We start from the raw sequence: 21,401 nt of genomic DNA on the forward strand, positions 1-21,401 counted from the left end.
CGGTTCGCCCGTAGCCGGACGCTTGGGCGGTAGCAAAAAAAAATCCCTCCCGCGTCGTTAGCCCGACGAGAAAGGGATTTATTCGATGTCTGTTTCAATGGGTAGATTATCGCCGCAATTGGTTCACTCTTCAAGGTGCCCGTTGTCAGCTGATGCAGAAGAAGGAACAACCAACCTGCCAGCATCGAGTTCGACCACTCGATCGGCAGAGGCTATCGTCTCAGGCCGGTGAGCAATCAGCAGGATGGTTAAGCCCAGGTTGCGCAAAGTGCTGCCGATCAGGATTTCATTGGTAACATCAAGATGGCTGGTTGCCTCGTCCAGGATCAGTAACCGTGGGCGTTTGTATAATGCCCGGGCCAACAGCAGGCGCTGCTTTTGGCCCCCCGATAACGAATTCCCCATTTCCCCAATCAACGTCTGGTAGCCCATCGGTAACGCGATGATATCCTCATGCAACTGTGCCAGTTGAGCACAGTGTTGCGCCCAATCCAGATCGCTGTGTTGAGAGAAAAAGGTGATGTTGTCGAGTATTGCCCCACGGAATAACCGATCCTCTTGCATCACCGCGCCGATCATCTGGCGAACCTGCCGATAGCCCGCATGATGATGATCGATGCCAAACACCTGCAACCTCCCGGCCGTTGGCGGGTAAAGCCCCAGCAGGATCTTCGCCAGGGTGGTTTTCCCGCAGCCGGAGCGCCCTACCAGCGCCACCACCTCCCCAGGCATAATACGCAACGCCGCTCCAGCCAGGATATCGTTACCTCCCTGGCCGTAGCTGAAGGTGATATTTTCCAGTTCAATAACCGGGCGATCCTCTCTTTGCACGGGGAAAGCTACGGTAAGAGATTCTGCCGCCTGAGCACCGCCCTCCTTCTGGGTCAGCACAATATCTGCCAGCCGTTCGTTATAGACATCCAGCATTCGCCAGGCAAACGCCTTATCGATCAGGCCATTGATGCTGGCGGAAAAACGCCCTTGAAATGACATATACGCCACCAGCATGCCGATCGAAAACGAGCCCGACAGCACCGAATTGGCACCAAACCACAGCACCGCCGCGCCCACCAAGCTACCAATGACCTGGTTAATGATGTCGTAGCCGATGGCCAGCTTATGCTCACGCAGTTGGCTATTGCGTCTGGCGATATTCAGGTTACGCCATGCAGATTCCCGCTGGGCCAGCGCCCCATTAACCCGCAGGCTAAGCATGCCATGCAGCGTTTCCAGAAAGTGGCTTGATTCCAGGGTACCCGCCGTCCAACTGTCCTCCGCCGCCCGGCGCAGGGTGCGAAACCATAACACGCGTAATAAGCCATAAATCAGCGCCGCGCCCAACGCCAGCATGGATAACGACACGCTGTAGAGCAACATCATGCCCAAGGTACCGACCACCAGCAATACGTCCAGCAGCGCCTCAAGGATGCTGGTGGTGAGCGTATCCTGAATGGTATCGACCGCATCAAACTTGGCGCTAACATTGCCAATGTCACGCTTCTCAAACCAGTCGATCGGCAGACGCAGCAGGTGATGGAACACGTTGGCCGTCCACTGCATATTGAAATTGACCGCCATGGTGATGGTGGCCCATTGCCGGGCCAGGCCAATCAACGTCTGGGTCGCACTCATCAGCAACATGGCAATGACGATCAGCACCAGCAGGCTATCATCCAGCGCCACCAGGACTTCATCGATCACGATCTGATTGATCAACGGACTAAGCAAGGCCAAGACTTCCAACGCCAGGGCAAAGCAGAAAATGCGCGCCAACGCAGCTTTCAACCCTACCGTCTTACCGACCAATTCGGCTAGCCGCACTTTCTTGCGTTCGTCACGCTGCTCAAAGTCATGGGTTGGCGTCAGTTCCAGCGCGACACCGGTAAAATGACGGTTAGCCTGTACCAACGACATGTTTACCGCCCCGCGTGCCGGATCGTGCAGTTCGATCTCGTTGCCACGTACCCGTTTAAGCACTACAAAGTGGTTGAGATCCCAGTGCAAAATGCAGGGTACGGTCAGTTGGCTGAGTTCCTCCAGCTCTAAACGTACCGCACGACCTGTTAATTTCAGGATCTGAGCGCATTCCATCAAATGCACGAAAGTCATGCCCTGCGTCGAAACATTGAATCTTGCACGCAGGCTGGGGAGGTCAATACGATAACCGTGCCAACCGGCGACCATCGCCAGACAGGCCACCCCACATTCCGCCGACTCGGTTTGACGGATCAACGGCAAGCGGCGGCGCCAATGCAAATTCAGGTGCAAATGCTCGGTCCATTCCATGGCTATATTTTTCCTTGCAGGCTCCATAACGGTTCCAGCAACCATTCGTACAGTCGCCGCTTGTCCAGCTCGATATCTGCGGCCACCACCATCCCGGTGCGCAGTAATTCCTGATGGCCATACACTGTCACGCTGGGTTTATCTGGCACGACAATCACCCGGTAATGCCCCTCGTTTTCTTTCCACACCACCGGGTTATGCGGCATGACATCTGTCGGGCTGAGGCTGATGCGGGTCACTTCCCGCGTCGTGCCATACTGCACGCCAAATTTTTCATAGGGATAAGCCGCGAAACGCAGGCCAACCCGCTGATGAGGCTTGATAAACCCAACGGACTTGCTCGGCGCATACAGCTCAATCTGCATTTGGGCCGCCTGTGGCACCAGCGTTAACAGCGGCTCATTTTGGTTGACCGTTTGCCCCGCCTTGACCAACACCGCAGCAACACGCCCTGCCACCGGGGCAGCCAGCGTGCTCTCCTCCTGTGATTGCAACTCTATTTGTTGCTGACGGATCCCTTGTAGTAACCGATCCAGCTCCACCCGGCGGCTTTGCCCCTGCTGCAACAAACTCCCCTGATCCGTTTCAACCGAGGTCAACTCACGCTTCAGACGCTGTTGTACCTGCCGCTGGTTTTCGACATAACCTTCCGCCGCCGCCAGTTCAATCTGCTTTTGCTGATACTCAAGCTCGGAGACATACTTTTGCCGCACCAAACGGTGATAACGCTCCATCATCGAGCGGGTTAACGCCGCCTGGCGCAGCGTCTGTTTCAGAGCCCCATCGGCGCTGCGCAGTTCATCCTTCAGTTGGCTTGCCCGCTGCCGTAATCCCTGTATCTGCAGGGTAATGGCGGCAACCTCCTGATGCTGTTGCTGCACCAACATCTGATACTGCTGCGCCAGGGAGTTTTTCAGCGTCGCCAAGGTGGCCAACCCCTGGCCGTCATAGCGTTCGCCACTTAGCCGATAAAGTAATTGGCCTGCTGCAACCTCATCGCCTTCTTTAATCAGCAAGGCCTCAACCCGCCCTTGCGTACGCGCAACCACTTTGACGACACCGGTTGAAGGCATCACAACACCTTCCAGACGGGCTTTACGGGTATATTCGCCGCCAATTAAAAAAGCGATTAATGCAACCACCAAGAGCACGCTGGCACAGGCATAAAGCGTCATATCCGGACTGGGGGAAATCAAAATCCCCCCTTCGGCTCGCGTGGCCTGGGCGGCAAAATAGGCCTGGCGGTAGAGACGCGTCACGTGATTGGATCAGCCAATTTAATCGTCTTGACGACGATATAACGTTGTTCTGGCAATCTATTATTAACCATAAATATTACCGTTCCCTGTAAATGAAATTAATAGCGATTATTACCAATCGACACTTGAGCATTAGTGATTTAATTAAAGGTGACAGATTGTTATTTACTTTATTTTTGAACAGAGGTTTTCTTTAACAATGAAATTACCAAAATAAACAGAACAACTCAACAGCACCGTCAACTATTATTAATTGATTGATAACGTAAAATAAATAAGTAAAAGCCATCTCCGGGGAGATGGCTTGAGGCTACTGGGAGAACTCCCCTGGCTAATATATTACAACAGAGACTGTTGTTATTTCACCAACACCGGATCTGTACGATATTGCGTTGGGAACAGCTGCTGTAACTGTTTTACCTTTGGTAAATCATTCACCACGATATAGGGCTGTTCCGGGTTAAGGGTGAGATAGTTTTGGTGGTAAGCCTCGGCAGGATAAAAATGACCCTTGTCCTCAATGCGGGTCACCAGCGGTTTGGCAAAGCGTTTACTGGCATCCAGCTGTGCAATATAAGCCTTGGCAACCTGCTGTTGTGACGCCGTCAGTGGGAAAACGGCTGAGCGGTATTGCGTGCCACTGTCCGGCCCCTGGCGATCGAGTTCGGTTGGGTTGTGTGCTACCGAAAAATAGATTTGCAGCAGTTGGCCATAGGAAATCTGCTGTGGATCAAAGGTGACCTGCACAGACTCCGCATGGCCGGTATCCCCTCCGCTGACGGCTTCATAATTAGCCGTTTGTGCCGTACCTCCGGTATAACCGGATATGGCATTGGTCACGCCTTTAACGTGCTGGAACACCCCCTGCACGCCCCAGAAACAACCGCCGGCAAAGATCGCGGTTTCCGTGCGCGATGCCGTTGGCGCTTCGTCTTTTACCGGCGCAGGGATCTCTACCGCCGCCTCGGCATCACCCAGTGGCCAGGCAACGCTTTGCAAACAGAATCCAGCGGCAACCAATACCGCGCCCCATATGCCGTATTTACCTAGCGATGGCAGCGTTTTGTCTACGTTTCTCATATGATTCCTCACTATTCTGGTCAGACCGAGCTTGGCGTGAACAGCATGGCGATGCCATTCATGCAGTAGCGCAAACCGGTGGGTTGCGGGCCATCATCAAATACGTGCCCCAAATGCCCGCCGCAGCGGCTGCAATGCACCTCTTCGCGGACCATGCCCAGCGTTCGATCCTTACGCGTCGCCACCGCCTGTTCGAGGGGTTGCCAGAAACTGGGCCAGCCGGTATGGCTGTCAAATTTGGTGTGGGAAGAAAACAGCGCCTGCTGGCAACCCGCACAGGCAAACTGACCATCGCGGTGCTCCTCATTAAGCGGGCTGCTGTAAGGTGGCTCTGTGCCTTCCTCGCGCAAAACTGCATATTGGCTGGCAGAGAGCCGTTGCCGCCATTGCTCTGCGGTATAGTTGACGGCAAACGACTCCGCCATCACCGAACGAGAAAAAAGTGCAGGCAGCAAGCCTACGGCATAGGCCACAGAGAGTGCCCCACCGCCCAGAATAAAATACCGTCTGTTGATCATCATCGTTACCTCTGGTGCTATTCACCGACAATGACAAACTACAGAGAAAGTCGTGACCAAATCCTCACGGAGAGTTCACAAATTTGTGATAACTGGGAACGCTGCATTAATACGTTGAAAGTTTAAATGGAATTTCTAATTTGGCGGGGTAAGGGCTAAGAGGGCTAAATGAAGGAGCGCAGCCTCTGCCGCGCTCCTGGATAGAAAGTATGTCAGCTTATCGGGATAGCTTACTCATCTTCGAGATAAGTATAACCATACAGACCGGCCTCAAACTCTTCGACAAATTGCGCCTGCAACTCCGCGTCAAGATCGGTTTCTTTCACCTGATCGCGGAATTTAGCCAGCAGCGCGATCGGATCGAGCTGCACATATTCCAGCATGTCGGCTACGCTATCGCCTTCATCAGACAGCTCGGTCTCTACGCTGCCATCAGGGAACACAAACACGTCTACCGAAGCCGTATCGCCAAACAGGTTGTGCATATTGCCCAGGATTTCCTGATAGGCACCAACCATGAAGAACCCAAGCAGAGGCGGGTTTTCCGGATCGTACGGCGGCATCGGCATGGTGGTGGCTACGCCGTCACCATCAATATAGTGATCGATGGTGCCATCGGAGTCACAGGTGATATCCAGCAATACCGCACGGCCTTCCGGCGGCTTGTCCAAGCCTTCCAACGGCAAGACCGGGAACAACTGGTCGATACCCCAGGCATCCGGCATCGACTGGAACAGTGAGAAGTTGACGTAGAACTTGTCCGCCATCCGCTCCTGCAATTCATCAATGATTGGCCGGTGCGCACGATTGCTCGGGTCGAGCTGCTGCTGGATCTTGTTGCAGATGTTCAGATACAGCTGCTCGGCGTAGGCACGCTTGGTCAGATCCAACATGCCATGGGCATACTGGGTATGCACGTCGTGCAGATCCATCTGGCTATCGTGCAACCATTCACGCAGCGAACGACGGTTTTCCGGCTCGTTCATTTCCTGCCAGGTTTCCCACATGCTTTCCAGCGCGCGCGGCGCATCTTCGACCGGAGGAACCGGCTCACAGAATTCGTTGCGCTCAACGCCAATGACGTTGGAAACCAGCACCGTATGGTGGGCGGTTACGGCACGGCCAGACTCGGTGATCACCGTTGGATGCGGCAGGCCATGCTCATTACAGGCATCACCGATCCCCCAAATCACGTTGTTGGCATATTCATTCAGGCCGTAGTTGACCGAACAGTCGGACTGCGAACGGGTGCCTTCATAATCCACCCCCAGGCCGCCACCCACGTCGAAACATTGAATGTTAACACCCAGCTTATGCAGCTCTACGTAGAAACGCGCAGACTCACGTACGCCAGTGGCGATATCGCGAATGTTGGCCAACTGAGAACCCAGGTGGAAATGCAGCAGTTGCAGGCTATCCAGGCGGCCCGCTTCACGCAGGGTTTCCACCAGCTTCAATACCTGAATGGCTGCCAGACCGAACTTGGATTTTTCGCCACCGCTCGACTGCCATTTACCTGCCCCTTGTGAGGCCAGGCGAGCACGCACACCCAGGCGTGGGATCACATTCAGGCGCTCAGCTTCTTCCAGCACCATCTGGATTTCCGACATCTTCTCGATCACCAGGTACACTTTGTGCCCCAGCTTTTCACCGATCAGCGCCAGACGAACATATTCACGGTCTTTGTAGCCATTACAGACGATCACCGAGCGGGTCATACCGGCGTGGGCCAGTACCGCCATCAGTTCCGCCTTGGAACCGGCTTCCAGCCCCAGCGGTTCACCGGAGTTGACCAGTGATTCAATGACGCGACGGTGCTGGTTAACCTTGATCGGGTAAACCAGGAAGTAGCCACCTTCATAGCCGAAGGATTCACGCGCACGTTTGAACGCGGCGTTAATGGAACGCAGACGATGCTGCAAGATCTGCGGGAAGCAGAACAAGGCAGGTAGGCGCTGGCCATCTTTTTGGCGCTCTTTCACCAACTCGGCGAGATCGACGCGCGCATGCGGGACGTCTGGGTCCGGGCACACGCTGATGTGGCCCAGCTCATTGACGTCAAAGTAATTGTTGCCCCAGTAGGCGACGTTATAAGTGCGCAGCATCTTGCTGGCATTACGATCATTCATGGCAACCTCCTGCATGGAGCGTAAAGATAAATTATCACCCGCTACTGACGGGCGTTGGATCGGCATATCAACAGACATTACTCGCCTCACCTTGCATACTGACGATATAGTCAGCCACTATCGCAGCTACAACCCGCGAGAACAACCCGGAAACACCCCATTTTAGCAGTGAATTCACCTGCCGTTCGTGGTCAGCGATCGGTTTATACCCAATAGATTTATTGTAAGACACCCTGTTCAAACCTCGTGAATCGGGTAAAGAATCATCCCACAGGAGAGCTGTAGGCTACCCTTGTTCAGTGCTTCAGACAGCCGTTAACCGGCCCGAGAATCCTGAGTAGCGCCCAGATGTGTGTAACATCGGGTAGATGGTGTAGAGACAAGACGGGAAATAGCACAAGAATGCGCGCCAGAACGGCACTGCTGTTGAGAACCAACAACCAGTAGACAACGGATCATTAATCCAACCACCTCCACGCATGCCGCTCGCGATGAACGACAAAGCCTCTATATAGTATAAGAACGTGAACGTTCAATGAAGCGGCGGCCCCATCATTGGGTACCTACGGTAGATCATGGCGCGGCGTTGCCGGGTTTACAGAAAGTTTCAATTTTCTGCAACACGCTGTGCACCAAATGAACCGCGCGCGCAGTTTATACCGGACCCCCGGGCAAAATGCAAAATGAAAATTCGCCAGAAACTGTTTCAAGCGATGAAAATGGCGGCAAGCGGTTTGCCCAAAAGAGCGTTAGGGCAAAAAATTGCTGGCAATCCGGCTAAAGGCTGACCTAAAATAGACGTCCAGATGTTAATCCATCTATACTGATTAACCGATAAACTGCTTAACGGCTTTGCCTGAGGGGCGTTGCAGGATGCATCTCGCCATCAGCGGAAGACCCTTCGCTTTGATGCCCGGATCTCCAGCGCTGTGCAGTAATTTCCAACCCGTCTTTTGCAAGGTAAAGAACACCATGGCTAAACACCTCTTCACGTCCGAATCTGTTTCCGAAGGACATCCGGATAAAATTGCCGATCAGATCTCGGATGCCGTTCTTGATGCCATCCTGGAACAGGATCCAAAAGCCCGCGTAGCCTGCGAAACCTACGTGAAAACCGGCATGGTGCTGGTTGGCGGCGAGATCACCACCAGCGCCTGGGTCGATATCGAAGAGATCACCCGCAAAACCGTGCGCGAGATTGGCTATGTCCATTCCGATATGGGCTTTGATGCCAACTCCTGTGCCGTACTGAGCGCCATCGGTAAACAATCACCAGATATCAACCAGGGTGTTGACCGTAGCGATCCGCTGGAGCAAGGTGCTGGCGACCAGGGCCTGATGTTCGGTTATGCCTCTAATGAAACCGACGTGTTGATGCCTGCACCAATCACTTATGCCCACCGTCTGGTTCAACGCCAGGCCGAAGTGCGTAAAAATGGCACCCTGCCTTGGCTGCGCCCAGACGCCAAAAGCCAGGTCACGTTCCAGTATGACGATGGCAAAATCGTCGGTATTGATGCCGTGGTGCTGTCCACCCAGCATTCCGATGATATCGCGCTGAAAGATCTGCAAGAAGCGGTGATGGAAGAAATCATCAAGCCGGTACTACCAGCCGAGTGGCTGACCGCAGGCACCAAATACCACATCAACCCAACCGGCCGTTTTGTTATCGGTGGCCCAATGGGTGACTGTGGTCTGACTGGCCGTAAAATCATCGTTGATACCTACGGCGGCATGGCCCGTCACGGTGGCGGTGCGTTCTCCGGCAAGGATCCTTCCAAGGTTGACCGTTCTGCGGCGTATGCTGCACGCTACGTGGCAAAAAACATCGTGGCCGCGGGTCTGGCAGATCGCTGTGAGATCCAGGTGTCCTACGCTATCGGCGTAGCGGAACCTACCTCCATCATGGTGGAAACCTTCGGCACCGAGAAGATCTCAACCGAGCAACTGACCCTGCTGGTGCGTGAGTTCTTCGATCTGCGCCCATACGGCCTGATCCAGATGATGGATCTGCTGCAACCGATCTACCGCGAAACCGCGGCTTACGGCCACTTTGGCCGCGAACACTTCCCATGGGAAGCGACCGACAAGGCAGCCCAACTGCGTGAAGCGGCTGGTTTGAAGTAAGCCTGAGCGTTAGACGTAACAACGGCGAGCCTGAGGCTCGCCGTTTTAGTTTGTAGATGGGTGCTCATAGATCTGTACGCTTACAACCAACGGGCGGGAGCAGGCCCCCGCCGTTGGGTTGCCTTACCGTTCGGATTCGTAGGCCAAAATGGCCGCAACCTCCGTGTTGCCCGATCGAATGCGCAGCTCACAAAGTTTGCTGCGCGTTATCCATACCAACAAGATCACCGTGGTACAGATAACGACCAGTTTTACGATATCTCCTCTGTTTGGCATCATGCCTCCTTATCCTTGCCTCGCGGCGAGTAAGAAGCTAACCTAACGTTGTCGAGCGTTAGAGTTGGCCTCGGGTTGATATTATCGACTCGGGGCTTTTCTCTTTGTACCTTTCGCTCAGGCTCCAGATACAAAGATCCAGAGCACCCACCCGCAGTATATTCACCTCTCCAGCCCGGCTGGCGGCTGTTTCACGGCTAAATACCAACTTTGCGCAGTGCCACGCAATGCTTTGCAACTGCCTGAAAAACCAAGGGCCCAGCAATGCTGAGCCCTTGATGGCAGTGGTGGTAACCCGAGATAGTCTACGAAGTTTGCTTACGCAGCAGATAGACAAAGTACGGCGCGCCAATAAAGGTCGCCAGCAGCCCGGCGGGGATTTGGTAAGGGAACATCACCATCCTGCCACACCAGTCCGCAAACACCATCAGCAGGCCGCCTAGCAGCGCAGCAATCACCATCTGCGGCAGCGCCCGGCGGAATCCCAACATGCGGGCCATATGCGGTGCCATCAGGCCAATAAAACTCAGCGGCCCAACGGTTAGCGTTGCCATCGCCGTCAGCGTTGCCGCCAGCAGTAAAATGCTCAGCCTGGTCGGCGTCAGGGCAATCCCTACGGAACGTGCTGTAGCGCTGCCCAACGGCAGAATTGTCAGCCAACGTCTACACAGCGGGGCCAAGACTATCAACACGCCAGCAATCGCCGCCGTACGTATTGCCTGCGGAGCATCCACCAAGTAGGTAGAGCCGGAAAGCCACACCAACAGCCCCCCCATACGGGGATCGCCACTGGCCAGCAGCAGGAAAATGGTCGTGCTAAAGGCGGTGCTGAGGGCGATCCCCGCCAACAGCATGCGTTCGGTAGAGAATCCGCCGCGCCCAGCCGCAATCATGATGATCAACAGCGTAGCCGCCGCCCCCAGACTCCCGGCGGGTAACAGCCACATAAAAGCATTACCAGGGACGATAAACAGCATCATCACCACGCCGAAAGCCGCGCCGGAACTGATCCCCAGCACTTCCGGGCTGGACATCGGGTTACCGGTCAGTTTCTGGATCAGCGTTCCGGCTACCGCCAGCATCATCCCGGCCGCCAGGGCAGAAACCACTCGTGGCCAGCGCCAAGGCATCAGCGCCTGTAATTCACTGCCTACGCTCCAGTGCCAGCCGTGGGGGTTTTGCCCAAACATCAGCGCCACCACAATCCCGGCCAATAGTAAGACGCTCCCCAGCAGGATCCATATCGGCAAGTTGCCACGTTCGACAGGCACTCTGTCACCAAGATCCATCGGCGGCGGGGTTGCGCTGCTGCGTAAGCGTGGCAGTAGCCAAAGCAACAACGGTGCACCAATCAGTGCCGTTGCCGCGCCGGTCGGGATTTCACGCCATACCAATGTCAGCCAGATCATCACCTGATCGGTCAACCACAGCAGCAATGCCCCCAATAGCGGAGCCAGCATCATGCGGTGCGCCAGACGGCGAGCTCCCAGCATCTTGGCCATCAACGGGGCAAATAGGCCGATAAAGCCGATCACCCCGACCGCATTGACCAACATGGCGCTGAACACGATCGCCACCGCCAACGCGGCAAAGCGCGACATTGCCAGGCCCAGGCCCAGGTTACGCGCCACGCCGTCGTCCAACCCTAACAGCGTTAATGGGCGGATCAATAACGCGGCCAGCATGGCAACCAGCAGCAAGCGCGGCAGGATAAACTGCACCGTCCCCCAATCCTGCTGGTTTAGCGCACCGGTGCTCCACAGGAACAAGCCTTGCAGCTGATCGTAATTGAACAACGCCAGCAGGCTATTGACCGCCCCGCAGTACAGCCCAAGAACCAGACCGGCCAGAATCAACGTCACGGGCGACATCCGTTTGCCCCAGGCAACGCCAAACACCAACCCGCCGACCACAATGGCACCGACCATCGCCGCCAGCTGTCGGGTCAATTCGCCCCCAGGCAGCATCCACAGTGTGGCAATCGTCAAGCCTAGCTGAGCCCCGGCAGCCACGCCTAGCGTGGCGGGTTCCGCCAATGGATTGCGTAATACCTGCTGGAACAGTACGCCGACCAATCCCAGTCCGGCCCCCACCAGCAACGACACCGACAGACGTGGCAACAGGCTGTAGTGGAACAGCATCTGATCGACATTGTCGATGTCTGGTTGTACCAACGCCTGTGACCACTGGCCCCACGGCAGTTGATGCAGCAGGTTGAAGAGCGTCAGGCCACCCGCCGCTGCCAGCAATAACAGGATCAGCGCTATCGGCAAGATACGCAGGCGGGCACTCATGATCGGGTCTCCTGCGCCAGCTCCAGCAAGCGGCAAAAACGCATGGCCGACAGCGTGGCGCCATAGAACCACACCGCTGGCACCTGCCGCAGTTGTCCCTGGCGGATAAACGGCAAGGCCTGCCACAACGGCGTCTTGCTGACCTTATCCATCATGGCTTGATTACCATGATCGAGATAAATCGCTCGCGCATTTTTTATTGTCGCCAGGCGTTCGATCCCCACCACAGAGGTTCCCCAGAAGTTGGTTTCCCCCTGCCAGGCATTCTCGATGCCTAGCTGATCCATCACTTCCTGAAACAGACTCTTCTGGCCGATGACCAACACGTGCCGAGGATCGAGCAAAGAAAACAGCAGCAGCGGCTGTTGCCGGTACCCCGCCAGGCGGTTACGCGCCTCTAGCATGAAAGCATCAAACTGTTGCAGATGCTGGGTAGCCCGCGCCTCCAGACCTATCCGTTGTGCCAATTGCAGCAACGAGTTTTTGCCCACGGTGAGCGGTTTACCGCTGCCGTCGTTAAAGCCAAACTCCATGGTCGGGCCGATAGGCTGCAGTTTTTGTGGCGAAGGACCATAGCCTTTGGAAAGCAGGATCAGAGAAGGTTTGAGCTGTTGCAACAGCTCCAGATTAGGTTCGGTACGTTGACCGACGTCGATCACCGAGTCCGGCAACCGAGGATCTTGTACCCACAGGTTGTAGTTGTGGATATCGGCCACCGCCTGCGGCATCACGCCCAGTGCGATCAGCAGCTCGACCGGTAGCCACTCCAATGCCGCGATACGGGTGATATCGGGCAAACCTGTCGCACGCGACGGTAAAGAGAACAACAGAGGCGATAATGCCATCGCCGTTAATAAACGCCGGCGCAGCGGATCATGATGAAAATCGGCAGAGGTAGGCATTAATACACGAAGCTCACTGGTGCACCGCCACTTGGATGCGGCAATATGCCCATCGGGATGCCATAGATCTGTTCCAGCACCGGCCCTTGCATCAGCTCATGCGATGACCCCTGGGCAATCATTTCGCCACCGCGTAACGCCACCAGATGGTCGCAATACCGAGCCGCCATGTTGATGTCATGCAGCACTGCAATCACCGTCAGGCCGCGCTCATGGCTCAGCCGTTGGATCAACGCCAGCACTTCAACCTGATGGGCAATATCCAACGCCGAGGTCGGTTCATCCAGCAACAAACAACGGCTATCCTGCGCGACCATCATCGCCAGCCAGGCCCGTTGGCGTTCCCCCCCGGAGAGGCTATCTACCAGGCGGTTGGCAAAGGGTCTGAGCCCCACCAGCCCGATTGCCTCTTCTACCAGCTCGCGATCGCCAGCCTTGAAACGGCCTAACGCGCCGTGCCACGGGTAGCGCCCGATGGCGACCAGTTCGCGCACCGTCATCCCTTCCGCTGCGGGCAATTGCTGCGGCAGGTAGGCCACTTGGCGAGCAAAGGCTTTACTGTCCCATTGGCCCAGCGGTTGCCCGTTAAGCAGCGCCTGGCCGGAGGTAGGATTTTGGTGACGACCGAGGATTTTCAGCAGCGTGGATTTGCCGGAGCCATTATGCCCAATCAATCCACACACTTTGCCTTGAGGAAAGACCAATGACAGCGGCTGTAACAGCACCCGCCCTGGCACGGCAAAGCTCACGCGGTCGAGCTGGAACGTAGCATCGCGATTAAGGTGTTTATCCTGCATAGGCCCTGCTTGGCGGGGAGCGACCAAAGGCCGCTCCCGTTAGCCGATTAGAAACTGAAGGTTGCCGTGGCGACCACTTGACGTTCTGCACCCCAGAAACAGCCATAGGTGGCGAAACAGCTAGAGACATACTCTTTATCAAACAGGTTGTTAACGTTAAGCGCTACGGAAGAACCTGGCAGGTTGAAGCGCGCCAAATCATATTTGATCACGGTATTCCACACGGTGTAGTCCGGCACTTTGAAGGTGTTGGCTTCGTCACCATAGGTTGAGCCGGTATAACGCACACCCGCGCCCAGCGTCAGGCCACTCAACGCGGTTTCATGGAAGGTATAATCTCCCCACAGCGAGGCCATATGCTTAGGAATGATCGCCGGCGTATTGCCCTGGTTGGTGGTGTCTTCGGTGTATTCAGCATCGGTATAGGTATAGGACGCCAGCAGGTTGACGTTAGCCGTCAGCGCCGCTTTGCCTTCCAACTCTACGCCGCGAGAGCGGATCTCCCCGGTTTGCTGCTGGAACCAACCTTTATCGGCATGCTCAACATCCGTGACCAGGTTATTTGACTTGGTCAGTTGGTAGATGGCAACGGTGGCAGAGACGGGGCGATCTTTTGGCATGTATTTCACGCCAGCTTCATACTGTTCGCCTTTGGAAGGAACGAAGGCTTTGCCGTCATAACCTGCGCCCACGTTCGGCTCGAAGGATTGTGCGTAGCTGACATACGGCGAGATACCATTGTCGAACAGATAGTTCAGGCCGATGCGATTGGTAGACTGGTGGTCTTTCTGCTCGCTATAAGGAACCGTTGCCATTTCGGTGCGATCTTCAACAGTGCTCTTAGCCCAATCGTAACGCGTACCGGCAGTCAGGATCCATTGGTTCCACTCGGCCTGTTCCTGCAGGTAAATGCCCACCTGCCGTTGACCATTGACCTTACTGGTCGGGTTTAACGCCCCCTTGGTATAATTACCAAACTGCGGGTTGGCCAGATCCAGTGGACTGGCCACGCCCCAGCCGCCCTGAATATCGTTGCTCATGCGCATAAAGTCTACGCCGGCCAGCAGCGTATGATCCACGCGGCCAGTAGCAAACTTGGCCTGGCCCTGGGTATCGACGCTGAAGTTATTCAGGCGCTCATCCGAAGCGATATAGTTACGGTTCAGAGTCGTGTTGTCGGCGTTTACGCCAGTGCCATAAATATTGTTCTGGTTGGTATGCAGCTGCATATAACGCAGGTTCTGGCGTACGGCCCAGGTATCATCGAAATCATGAGAGAAGCTGTAACCAAACATCCGCGTCTGGCGCGAATAGAAGTTACTCTTTTCGCCTTCGTTGAAGCTGGTTGGCAGCTTGCCGTAAGGCGCGTTGACCACAGTTCCCTGCATCGGCAACCAGCCGTAGTAGCCGAGGTTAGGATCGTTTTGCAGGTAAGAGTACAGCGTCAGGTTGGTATGCTCATCGGGCTGCCAACTGAATGAAGGCGCAATGGTATAGCGTTTTTCCTTGGCCATCTCCTGCTGAGCGTCTGCGTCTTTGGCCAACCCGGTCAGGCGGAAGGAATACTTGCCGTCATCATCCAACGCATTGCTGAAATCAAAACCAGTCTGGAACAGATTATCTGTGCCCATTTTAAATTGGATTTCTTTCAGCGGTTCCGTGGTTGGGCGCTTGCTGATCAGCGAGATAATCCCACCCGGGCTGCTTTTACCGTAAAGCACGGAAGAAGGGCCGCGCAGCACTTCGGCCCGCTCCAGGAAATAAGGATCGATTACGGCTTCGTTAAAATAGTCGCCTTGCAGCTTCAAACCGTCCAGATAGATATTCTGGTTGACCGAGCCAAAACCACGAATATAAACCGCATCATAGACGTTGGAGCTGCCGCGGCTGCCCACCATCACACCAGGGGTGAAGCCTAACGCTTCTTTCACCGAGGAAGGCTGCATAACGTCCATTTGTTCACGCGTGACCACAGACACCGATTGAGGGGTCTTCACCAACGGCGTATCCGTTTTGGTGCCGGTCGCGCTGCGTTTCGCCACGATGGTGCCAACTGGGCCCCAGGCACTTTTCTGTGAAGCACCACCGCTGCCGCCCCCTACCACCGTAATAGTATCGGCATCCGCGGCAGCCATCGTCTGAGCTGCGACCGCAGGCAAGGTTAGCGTAGCCGCGATCGTGGCAGCCAAAACGCTTACGGGGAACAAGCCTGATTTGGCCGGTGATGAGGAATGACGCTTGGTCGGCATGTCTGGTTTCTCTGATGTGATTTGATAACGAATGTGAACGATAATAATTATTATAAGCGCGGCATTTTATGCAGAAGGCTAGCGGAACTGCAAGCGTATTTCGGCCGTAAAAAGGCTATGGGATTGGTGCGGTAACCGCATTAACCGAGTGGAAATAAAATAAACGCCAAACAGAAGAAAGCCCGTAACAGAACGCTACGGGCTTGATAACACAGTAAAATCAAATGATAAATATGCTTAACATAACGGTTGGGGTTTATTTGCCAAACATATCTTTTATCCAGCCAGCAACGCCGTCGGCATCTTTCTGTTCGCCGGCTTGCTGCTGTTGAGTTTGTTGCTGCTCGGCCTGGCTTGCCTGGCATAGCCCCTGCGGGTTTTCAGTCCAAACCGGGATGGTGCGCCAACTGCTGCCACCACAGATAAAGTTACCGGCAGAATCAATCCCCATTTGGCTAATGCCTTCCGGTTGTTGCAGCTTCAGCACCAGCGGCGTCTGGTTTTCCAGATAGCGGCGATACAGCGTCAAAGCACCGTTGGCACCTGTCAATTTGGCTGGGCCGTTATTGTCACGCCCTACCCAGGCAATCGCCACTTCCTTGCCGTCGATACCGGCAAACCAGCTATCACGCAGATCGTTGGTGGTACCGGTTTTAGCGGCCAGGTTGTAATTAGGGAACTTGACCGACAGCGAACGTGAAGTCCCGCGTGCCACACCCTGCTGCATAGCATACAGCGTCAGGTAAGCCGCCTGTGCTGGCACCATACGTTCCGCCTGCGGGAAGCTCTGATACAACGCTGTGCCATCTTCCGCAATCACTGAACGCACGGCAGACAGCGGCGCACGGTTACCCCCACTGGCGATGGTCTGGTATTCCTGTGCTACTTCCATCGGCGTCAGGCCGATGGCCCCCAGCAACATGGAAGGCACCGGAGTGATCGCCGATTTAGGAATACCCAACTTTTGCAGGGTCGCGCTGATCTGATCCAGCCCTACCGACATCCCCAGGTTGACCGTTGGCACGTTGAGCGAGTTGGCCAACGCATCCACCAGCATCACCCGGCCACGGAACTGGCGATCGTAGTTATTCGGCTGCCACGAGCTGCCGTTCGGTAGTTTGATCGACAGCGGCTGATCGGCCAGCCAGGTATTGAGCCGATACTTATCCGGTTCCGACAGCGCGGTCAGATAGGTTGGCGGCTTGGCCAGTGACCCTACCAGACGGCGCGCCTGCAGAGCACGGTTAAAGCCGGCAAACTGAGGATCGGCACCGCCCACCATGGCGCGAACCTCTCCGGTAAAGCGATCGACAATCACCATCGCCGCTTCCAAATCGTTCAGATGACGAGCGGCACGTAGCGCCGGGATACCGTCTTCCACCGCCTTCTCGGCCGCATCCTGTGAAACCGGATCCAACGTAGTGAAGATCTTCACGCCGGAAAGATCGTTAACCTTGTCACCCAGCTTGGCCTGCAACTCCTGACGCACCAGTTGCATAAACGCAGGCTGCGGTGAAATCACCCCACCTTTCGGCTGTACGCCCAGCGGGCGAGCGCTCAGCATATTATACAGCTCAGCGTCGATCACCCCCTGGTTCTGTAACAGCTTGAGCACCAGGTTACGACGCTCCAGCGCCAACTTTGGGTTACGCCAAGGGTTATACAGCGAGGCCCCTTTCACCATGCCCACCAACAGCGCCTGCTGATCCAGGCTCAGTTCATCGACCGGGCGACCAAAGTAGTACAGGCTGGCCAACGGGAAGCCACGGATCTGATCGCTGCCGCTCTGGCCGAGATACACCTCGTTCAGATACAGCTCCAGAATACGGTCTTTGCTATAACGGTAATCTACCAGCAAAGCCATGTAGGCTTCGTTGGCCTTACGCCACAGCGAACGCTCGTTGGTCAGGAACAGGTTTTTTACCAGTTGCTGAGTCAAGGTACTGCCGCCCTGCACCGCACGCCCGGCGGTCAGGTTGGCCACCACAGCACGGCCAATGGAGTAGAAGCTGATACCATCATGCTCGTAGAAATGGCGGTCTTCGGTAGCGATTAGCGTGTCGACCAGCAGATCAGGGAAACCAGAGCGCGGAACAAACAGGCGTTGCTCGCCATTCGGCGATTGCAGCATGGTGATCAGGCGCGGATCGAGGCGGAAGAAGCCAAAGTTACGCTGATTTTCCATGTTGACGATTTTCGCCAGGCCATTGTTTTGGAAATCGAGGCGAGCGTGGATCTGGCCTTCTTTGCCATCCGGGAAATCAAACGGGCGGCGCAGCATCTCGATGCTGTTGGCCTGCACGGTAAACTCCCCAGGCCGGGTCATGCGGCTGACCTGGCGATATTGCATCCCTTCCAGCAGGGCGACCATTTCCTTTTTGCTATACGGCATGCCCGGCTCAAGGTTAACCATGCGGCCATACACCGCCGCCGGTAACTGCCAGACCTTGCCATCGATGCGGCTACGGATCTGGGAATCCAGATAAACACCGTAGATCGCCAGCAGCACCGCAATCACCAGGAACAGTTTTATCAGCAGGCCGAGCCAACGGCGCTTTTTACGCGGCGACTTCGCTTTTACCTTGGGCGGCATGCGTTGTTCCTCTTCGTCGTCATCGTACTCATCATCGTCATACTCATCCTGATACTCGTCTTCTTCATAATCGTCGTCACGTTGACGACGCGCCGGTTTACGCGGCTGATTACGTTTTGGTTGTTTGCCTTTGCGCCCGATGGGCTCGCGGTCATCCCCAGCCATTGCGGTTCTTCTCCACGCTTGCAGCACTCTATACCCTATGGATTTCAAGCTGTAGCCAGGCGACAAGCTATCTCATCCCCAGGAGCTTACTTTTGGGTAAGTGACTGGGCTGTGATAGCGCAGGTAACAACGCTGCAGCTTGAAAGACGACGGGTCCGTTATTTTGTCGCTTAATCTGTCCCTAAGCCATCTGGCTGAACAGAAGAAACATCTGAATTCGTTACTGGTATTTCTTGGTGCGCCTGGTGGGGGCGGTATTGGCCGGGTCGTCTGGCCATACGTGCTTGGGATAGCGCCCCTTCATTTCCTTTTGCACCTCGCGGTACGCCCCTTGCCAGAAGGCGGCCAGATCGCCGGTGATCTGCAATGGCCGGTGCGCCGGAGAGAGTAACTCAAGCACCACCGGGATGCGACCCTCAGCCAACGTTGGGCTATGCTGTTCACCAAACATCTCCTGTAAACGCACCGCCAATACCGGCGGTTTATCGGCATCGTAGCGGATTGGTAAACGACTGCCGGTCGGCACAGCATAATGAGTTGGCAGGGCATTATCCAGCCGTTGCTTTTGCTGCCAGTTCAACCGGCGGGCCAAGGCTTCAGCGATATTGACCTGCTTTAATCCGCGCAGATCGCGTACGCCGCTCAATGACGGCAGCAACCAGCTTTCCAGGGAGTCGAGCAACGTCTCGTCATCCACCGGCGGCCAGTCGGCCTCTGGCAACCAACGCTGGGCACAGTGTAAACGCAGGCGCAACTGTTCGGCAGCGGTGTCCCAATTAAGCACGGCCAATCCCTGGGCGCGGACCCAGTTTATCAGTGCCTGTTGCAGTTCCTCTTCCGCCGGCTTGGCCAGCGGCTGAGCCCGCAGCGTTAAGCGGCCAATCTGTTGGCGCTTCCAAGCCCGCAGGGTGCCCTTTTCTTCATCCCACTCGACGGCGGTCTGGCTACTGACAATCTCGGGCAACCTCGCCACCAGCGCATCAATTTCGATGGGTAACGCCAGCAGGATACGGGCATCCGGGCTGTTATGGCCTTGCAACAGGCTGGGAATAATCAACCAGGGAGCACGCGAGAGCGCTTCGTCCTGAGCCATCGCTGCGCCCAGGCCATTGGCCAACAGATAGCGCCCATCCTGCCCGCGCCGTTGGGCGATACGATCTGCAAAAGCCTGCGCCAGCAAAGGAGCGGCCAGATCGGCATCAATCTGCCCACTTTTTTGCGGTAAGCGCTTACTCAGTTGCGCCGCCCGGCGTTGCCAATGTGGCTGGGGGCGGCTCAGCCAATAACCGATATCCATCTGCCCACTGCGCGGCGGCTCCTCCAGCAAGGCGGCCAACATCGCCGCCGTGGCTAATCCATCGGCTCCCATCTTGGCACCGGCACACAGCATAGCCGCCAATCTGGGATCGCAACCCAACCCGGCCATTTGACGACCAATGGTTGTGAGCTTCTCACCGTCATCGATAGCTGCCAGGGTATGTAATAAACGGCGAGCGGCAGCTAATGCAGCCAACGGCGGCCGATCGAGCCAGGTAAGTTGATCCACATCCACACAGCCCCATTGCAGCAGTTCCAGCCAGAAGCTGGCCAGATCGCTTTGCAGGATCTCCGGCTCGGCATGTTCCGCAGCACGCTCCGCCTGCTCTTTGGCAAACAGATGCCAGCAAATTCCCGGCTCCAAGCGCCCGGCACGCCCGGCGCGCTGGATCATTGAAGCCTGGCTGATACGCTGGGTGACCAATCGCGTCAGGCCATTACGGACGTCATAACGCGCTACGCGCTCCAGCCCGCTGTCGACGACCAGACGGATGCCTTCAATGGTCAAACTGGTTTCGGCAATATTGGTCGCCAACACCACTTTACGCCGCCCGTGCTGCGCCGGTTGGATCGCCTTTTGCTGCTGTGCCAACGGCAATGCGCCGTACAGCGGGCAGAGATCGGTATCCGCTGGCACCTCGCCAATGAGCCGTTCCTGCACACGGTTAATCTCCGCCACGCCGGGCAGGAATAACAACAGCGAACCTGATTGCTCAGCCAACAGACGCTTCACCGCCGAGGCAACGCCATCCTCCAACCGTTGATGGCTTGGCAAAGGTTGGTACTGCCGTTCAACCGGGTAGCTACGCCCTTCCGACACCACCACCGGCGCTTGCGGCAGCAGTTGCGACAGCCGCGCATTATCCAGCGTCGCCGACATGATCAGCAGTTTCAGATCGTCACGCAGCCCTTGCTGCACATCCAGCAGCAGGGCCAAGGCCAGATCGGCCTGTAAACTACGCTCGTGGAATTCATCAAGAATAATCAGCGAGACACCCTGCAGTTCGGCGTCCTGCTGCAACATGCGGGTGAGAATGCCCTCGGTCACCACCTCAAGTCGCGTATGCGGCCCACTTTTGCTCTCGGCACGCATGCGATAGCCCACGGTCTGACCCGGTTCTTCACCCAGCTGTTGCGCCAAACGGTAAGCGACGTTTTTTGCCGCCAGCCGCCGTGGCTCCAGCATGATGATACGCCCCGGCAGCCCGGCTTTTGCCAGGATCTGCAACGGCAGCCAGGTGGATTTCCCGGCACCGGTGGGGGCATGCAACAACACTTGCGGGGCAGATTGCAGTGCGGCAAGCAGCTCATCAAGAACCGCGCTGACGGGCAGTGAGGACACAAAACTCTCCATGGGGTAGTTAATGGACAGCGCACATTGTAGCATTAGGCTCAGCATTTCATTCATT

At 56.0% G+C, this 21,401-nt stretch carries 14 protein-coding genes; 1 reads left to right on the forward strand and 13 read right to left on the reverse strand.

Annotation, left to right across the window (positions count from 1 at the left end):
- Positions 1-123: 123 nt before the first annotated feature.
- From ACMV5I_RS08040 to ACMV5I_RS08065, 6 genes are all read right to left on the reverse strand, one after another.
- Entirely contained in the window at positions 124-2,286 is a 2,163-nt protein-coding gene (locus ACMV5I_RS08040) for a peptidase domain-containing ABC transporter (protein WP_284121888.1), read from the reverse strand.
- 2 nt (positions 2,287-2,288) lie between these two features.
- Positions 2,289-3,545, reverse strand: a complete 1,257-nt coding sequence (locus ACMV5I_RS08045) for an HlyD family secretion protein (RefSeq protein ID WP_261446477.1) — start codon at positions 3,543-3,545, stop codon at positions 2,289-2,291.
- Positions 3,546-3,902: 357 nt separating this feature from the next.
- Positions 3,903-4,625, reverse strand: coding sequence for a peptide-methionine (S)-S-oxide reductase MsrA (msrA, locus tag ACMV5I_RS08050; RefSeq protein WP_414824085.1), 723 nt, complete (start codon positions 4,623-4,625; stop codon positions 3,903-3,905).
- Positions 4,626-4,645: 20 nt separating this feature from the next.
- Positions 4,646-5,146, reverse strand: coding sequence for a peptide-methionine (R)-S-oxide reductase MsrB (gene msrB, locus ACMV5I_RS08055; protein ID WP_235166954.1), 501 nt, complete (start codon positions 5,144-5,146; stop codon positions 4,646-4,648).
- A 227-nt stretch (positions 5,147-5,373) separates the two neighbouring features.
- On the reverse strand, positions 5,374-7,350 hold the full coding sequence (gene speA, locus ACMV5I_RS08060; protein ID WP_202727632.1) for a biosynthetic arginine decarboxylase: 1,977 nt from the start codon (positions 7,348-7,350) through the stop codon (positions 5,374-5,376).
- Between the two features lie 749 nt (positions 7,351-8,099).
- Positions 8,100-8,246 (reverse strand): hypothetical protein, encoded by a 147-nt coding sequence (locus ACMV5I_RS08065; protein WP_021179752.1) that lies wholly within the window; start codon positions 8,244-8,246, stop codon positions 8,100-8,102.
- Here ACMV5I_RS08065 and metK point away from each other — a divergent pair.
- Complete coding sequence (gene metK, locus ACMV5I_RS08070) at positions 8,245-9,399, forward strand: methionine adenosyltransferase (protein WP_021806239.1); 1,155 nt, start codon at positions 8,245-8,247, stop codon at positions 9,397-9,399. The two genes, ACMV5I_RS08065 and metK, sit on opposite strands and share 2 nt — an antisense overlap.
- A 123-nt stretch (positions 9,400-9,522) precedes the next feature.
- Here metK and ACMV5I_RS08075 read toward each other — a convergent pair whose 3' ends face one another.
- The 7 genes from ACMV5I_RS08075 to hrpB form a co-directional block, all read right to left on the reverse strand.
- Entirely contained in the window at positions 9,523-9,675 is a 153-nt protein-coding gene (locus tag ACMV5I_RS08075; RefSeq protein ID WP_024484362.1) for a Hok/Gef family protein, read from the reverse strand.
- A gap of 305 nt (positions 9,676-9,980) precedes the next feature.
- Positions 9,981-11,969, reverse strand: a complete 1,989-nt coding sequence (gene fhuB / locus ACMV5I_RS08080) for a Fe(3+)-hydroxamate ABC transporter permease FhuB (RefSeq protein WP_414824086.1) — start codon at positions 11,967-11,969, stop codon at positions 9,981-9,983.
- Positions 11,966-12,871, reverse strand: a complete 906-nt coding sequence (gene fhuD, locus ACMV5I_RS08085; protein WP_414824088.1) for a Fe(3+)-hydroxamate ABC transporter substrate-binding protein FhuD — start codon at positions 12,869-12,871, stop codon at positions 11,966-11,968. The genes fhuB and fhuD overlap by 4 nt, the downstream gene beginning before the upstream one ends.
- On the reverse strand, positions 12,871-13,668 hold the full coding sequence (gene fhuC, locus ACMV5I_RS08090) for a Fe3+-hydroxamate ABC transporter ATP-binding protein FhuC (protein ID WP_414824089.1): 798 nt from the start codon (positions 13,666-13,668) through the stop codon (positions 12,871-12,873). The genes fhuD and fhuC overlap by 1 nt, the downstream gene beginning before the upstream one ends.
- Before the next feature lie 47 nt (positions 13,669-13,715).
- The gene (fhuA, locus tag ACMV5I_RS08095) at positions 13,716-15,917 is read right to left on the reverse strand and encodes a ferrichrome porin FhuA (protein WP_414824091.1); all 2,202 of its coding nucleotides are present in this window, start codon (positions 15,915-15,917) and stop codon (positions 13,716-13,718) included.
- A 256-nt stretch (positions 15,918-16,173) separates the two neighbouring features.
- On the reverse strand, positions 16,174-18,675 hold the full coding sequence (mrcB, locus tag ACMV5I_RS08100; RefSeq protein WP_414824092.1) for a bifunctional glycosyl transferase/transpeptidase: 2,502 nt from the start codon (positions 18,673-18,675) through the stop codon (positions 16,174-16,176).
- Between the two features lie 220 nt (positions 18,676-18,895).
- A complete protein-coding gene (gene hrpB / locus ACMV5I_RS08105; protein ID WP_414824122.1) occupies positions 18,896-21,346 on the reverse strand; it encodes an ATP-dependent helicase HrpB in 2,451 nt (816 codons plus the stop codon).
- Positions 21,347-21,401 lie beyond the last annotated feature (55 nt).

The organism is Serratia sp. T13T92, from assembly GCF_047530105.1.
In the GTDB taxonomy this organism is placed as follows: Bacteria; Pseudomonadota; Gammaproteobacteria; order Enterobacterales; family Enterobacteriaceae; genus Chania; species Chania fonticola.

Excerpts from the sequence above, each read along its gene's own strand:
- ACMV5I_RS08040 (WP_284121888.1), bottom strand. The coding sequence starts at position 2,286 with ATGGAATGGACCGAGCATTTGCACCTGAATTTGCATTGGCGCCGCCGC.
- msrA (WP_414824085.1), bottom strand. The coding sequence starts at position 4,625 with ATGAGAAACGTAGACAAAACGCTGCCATCGCTAGGTAAATACGGCATA.
- msrB (WP_235166954.1), bottom strand. The coding sequence starts at position 5,146 with ATGATGATCAACAGACGGTATTTTATTCTGGGCGGTGGGGCACTCTCT.
- speA (WP_202727632.1), bottom strand. The coding sequence starts at position 7,350 with ATGTCTGTTGATATGCCGATCCAACGCCCGTCAGTAGCGGGTGATAAT.
- metK (WP_021806239.1), top strand. The coding sequence starts at position 8,245 with ATGGCTAAACACCTCTTCACGTCCGAATCTGTTTCCGAAGGACATCCG.
- ACMV5I_RS08065 (WP_021179752.1), bottom strand. The coding sequence starts at position 8,246 with ATGGTGTTCTTTACCTTGCAAAAGACGGGTTGGAAATTACTGCACAGC.
- ACMV5I_RS08075 (WP_024484362.1), bottom strand. The coding sequence starts at position 9,675 with ATGCCAAACAGAGGAGATATCGTAAAACTGGTCGTTATCTGTACCACG.
- fhuB (WP_414824086.1), bottom strand. The coding sequence starts at position 11,969 with ATGAGTGCCCGCCTGCGTATCTTGCCGATAGCGCTGATCCTGTTATTG.
- fhuD (WP_414824088.1), bottom strand. The coding sequence starts at position 12,871 with ATGCCTACCTCTGCCGATTTTCATCATGATCCGCTGCGCCGGCGTTTA.
- fhuC (WP_414824089.1), bottom strand. The coding sequence starts at position 13,668 with ATGCAGGATAAACACCTTAATCGCGATGCTACGTTCCAGCTCGACCGC.
- fhuA (WP_414824091.1), bottom strand. The coding sequence starts at position 15,917 with ATGCCGACCAAGCGTCATTCCTCATCACCGGCCAAATCAGGCTTGTTC.
- mrcB (WP_414824092.1), bottom strand. The coding sequence starts at position 18,675 with ATGGCTGGGGATGACCGCGAGCCCATCGGGCGCAAAGGCAAACAACCA.
- hrpB (WP_414824122.1), bottom strand. The coding sequence starts at position 21,346 with ATGGAGAGTTTTGTGTCCTCACTGCCCGTCAGCGCGGTTCTTGATGAG.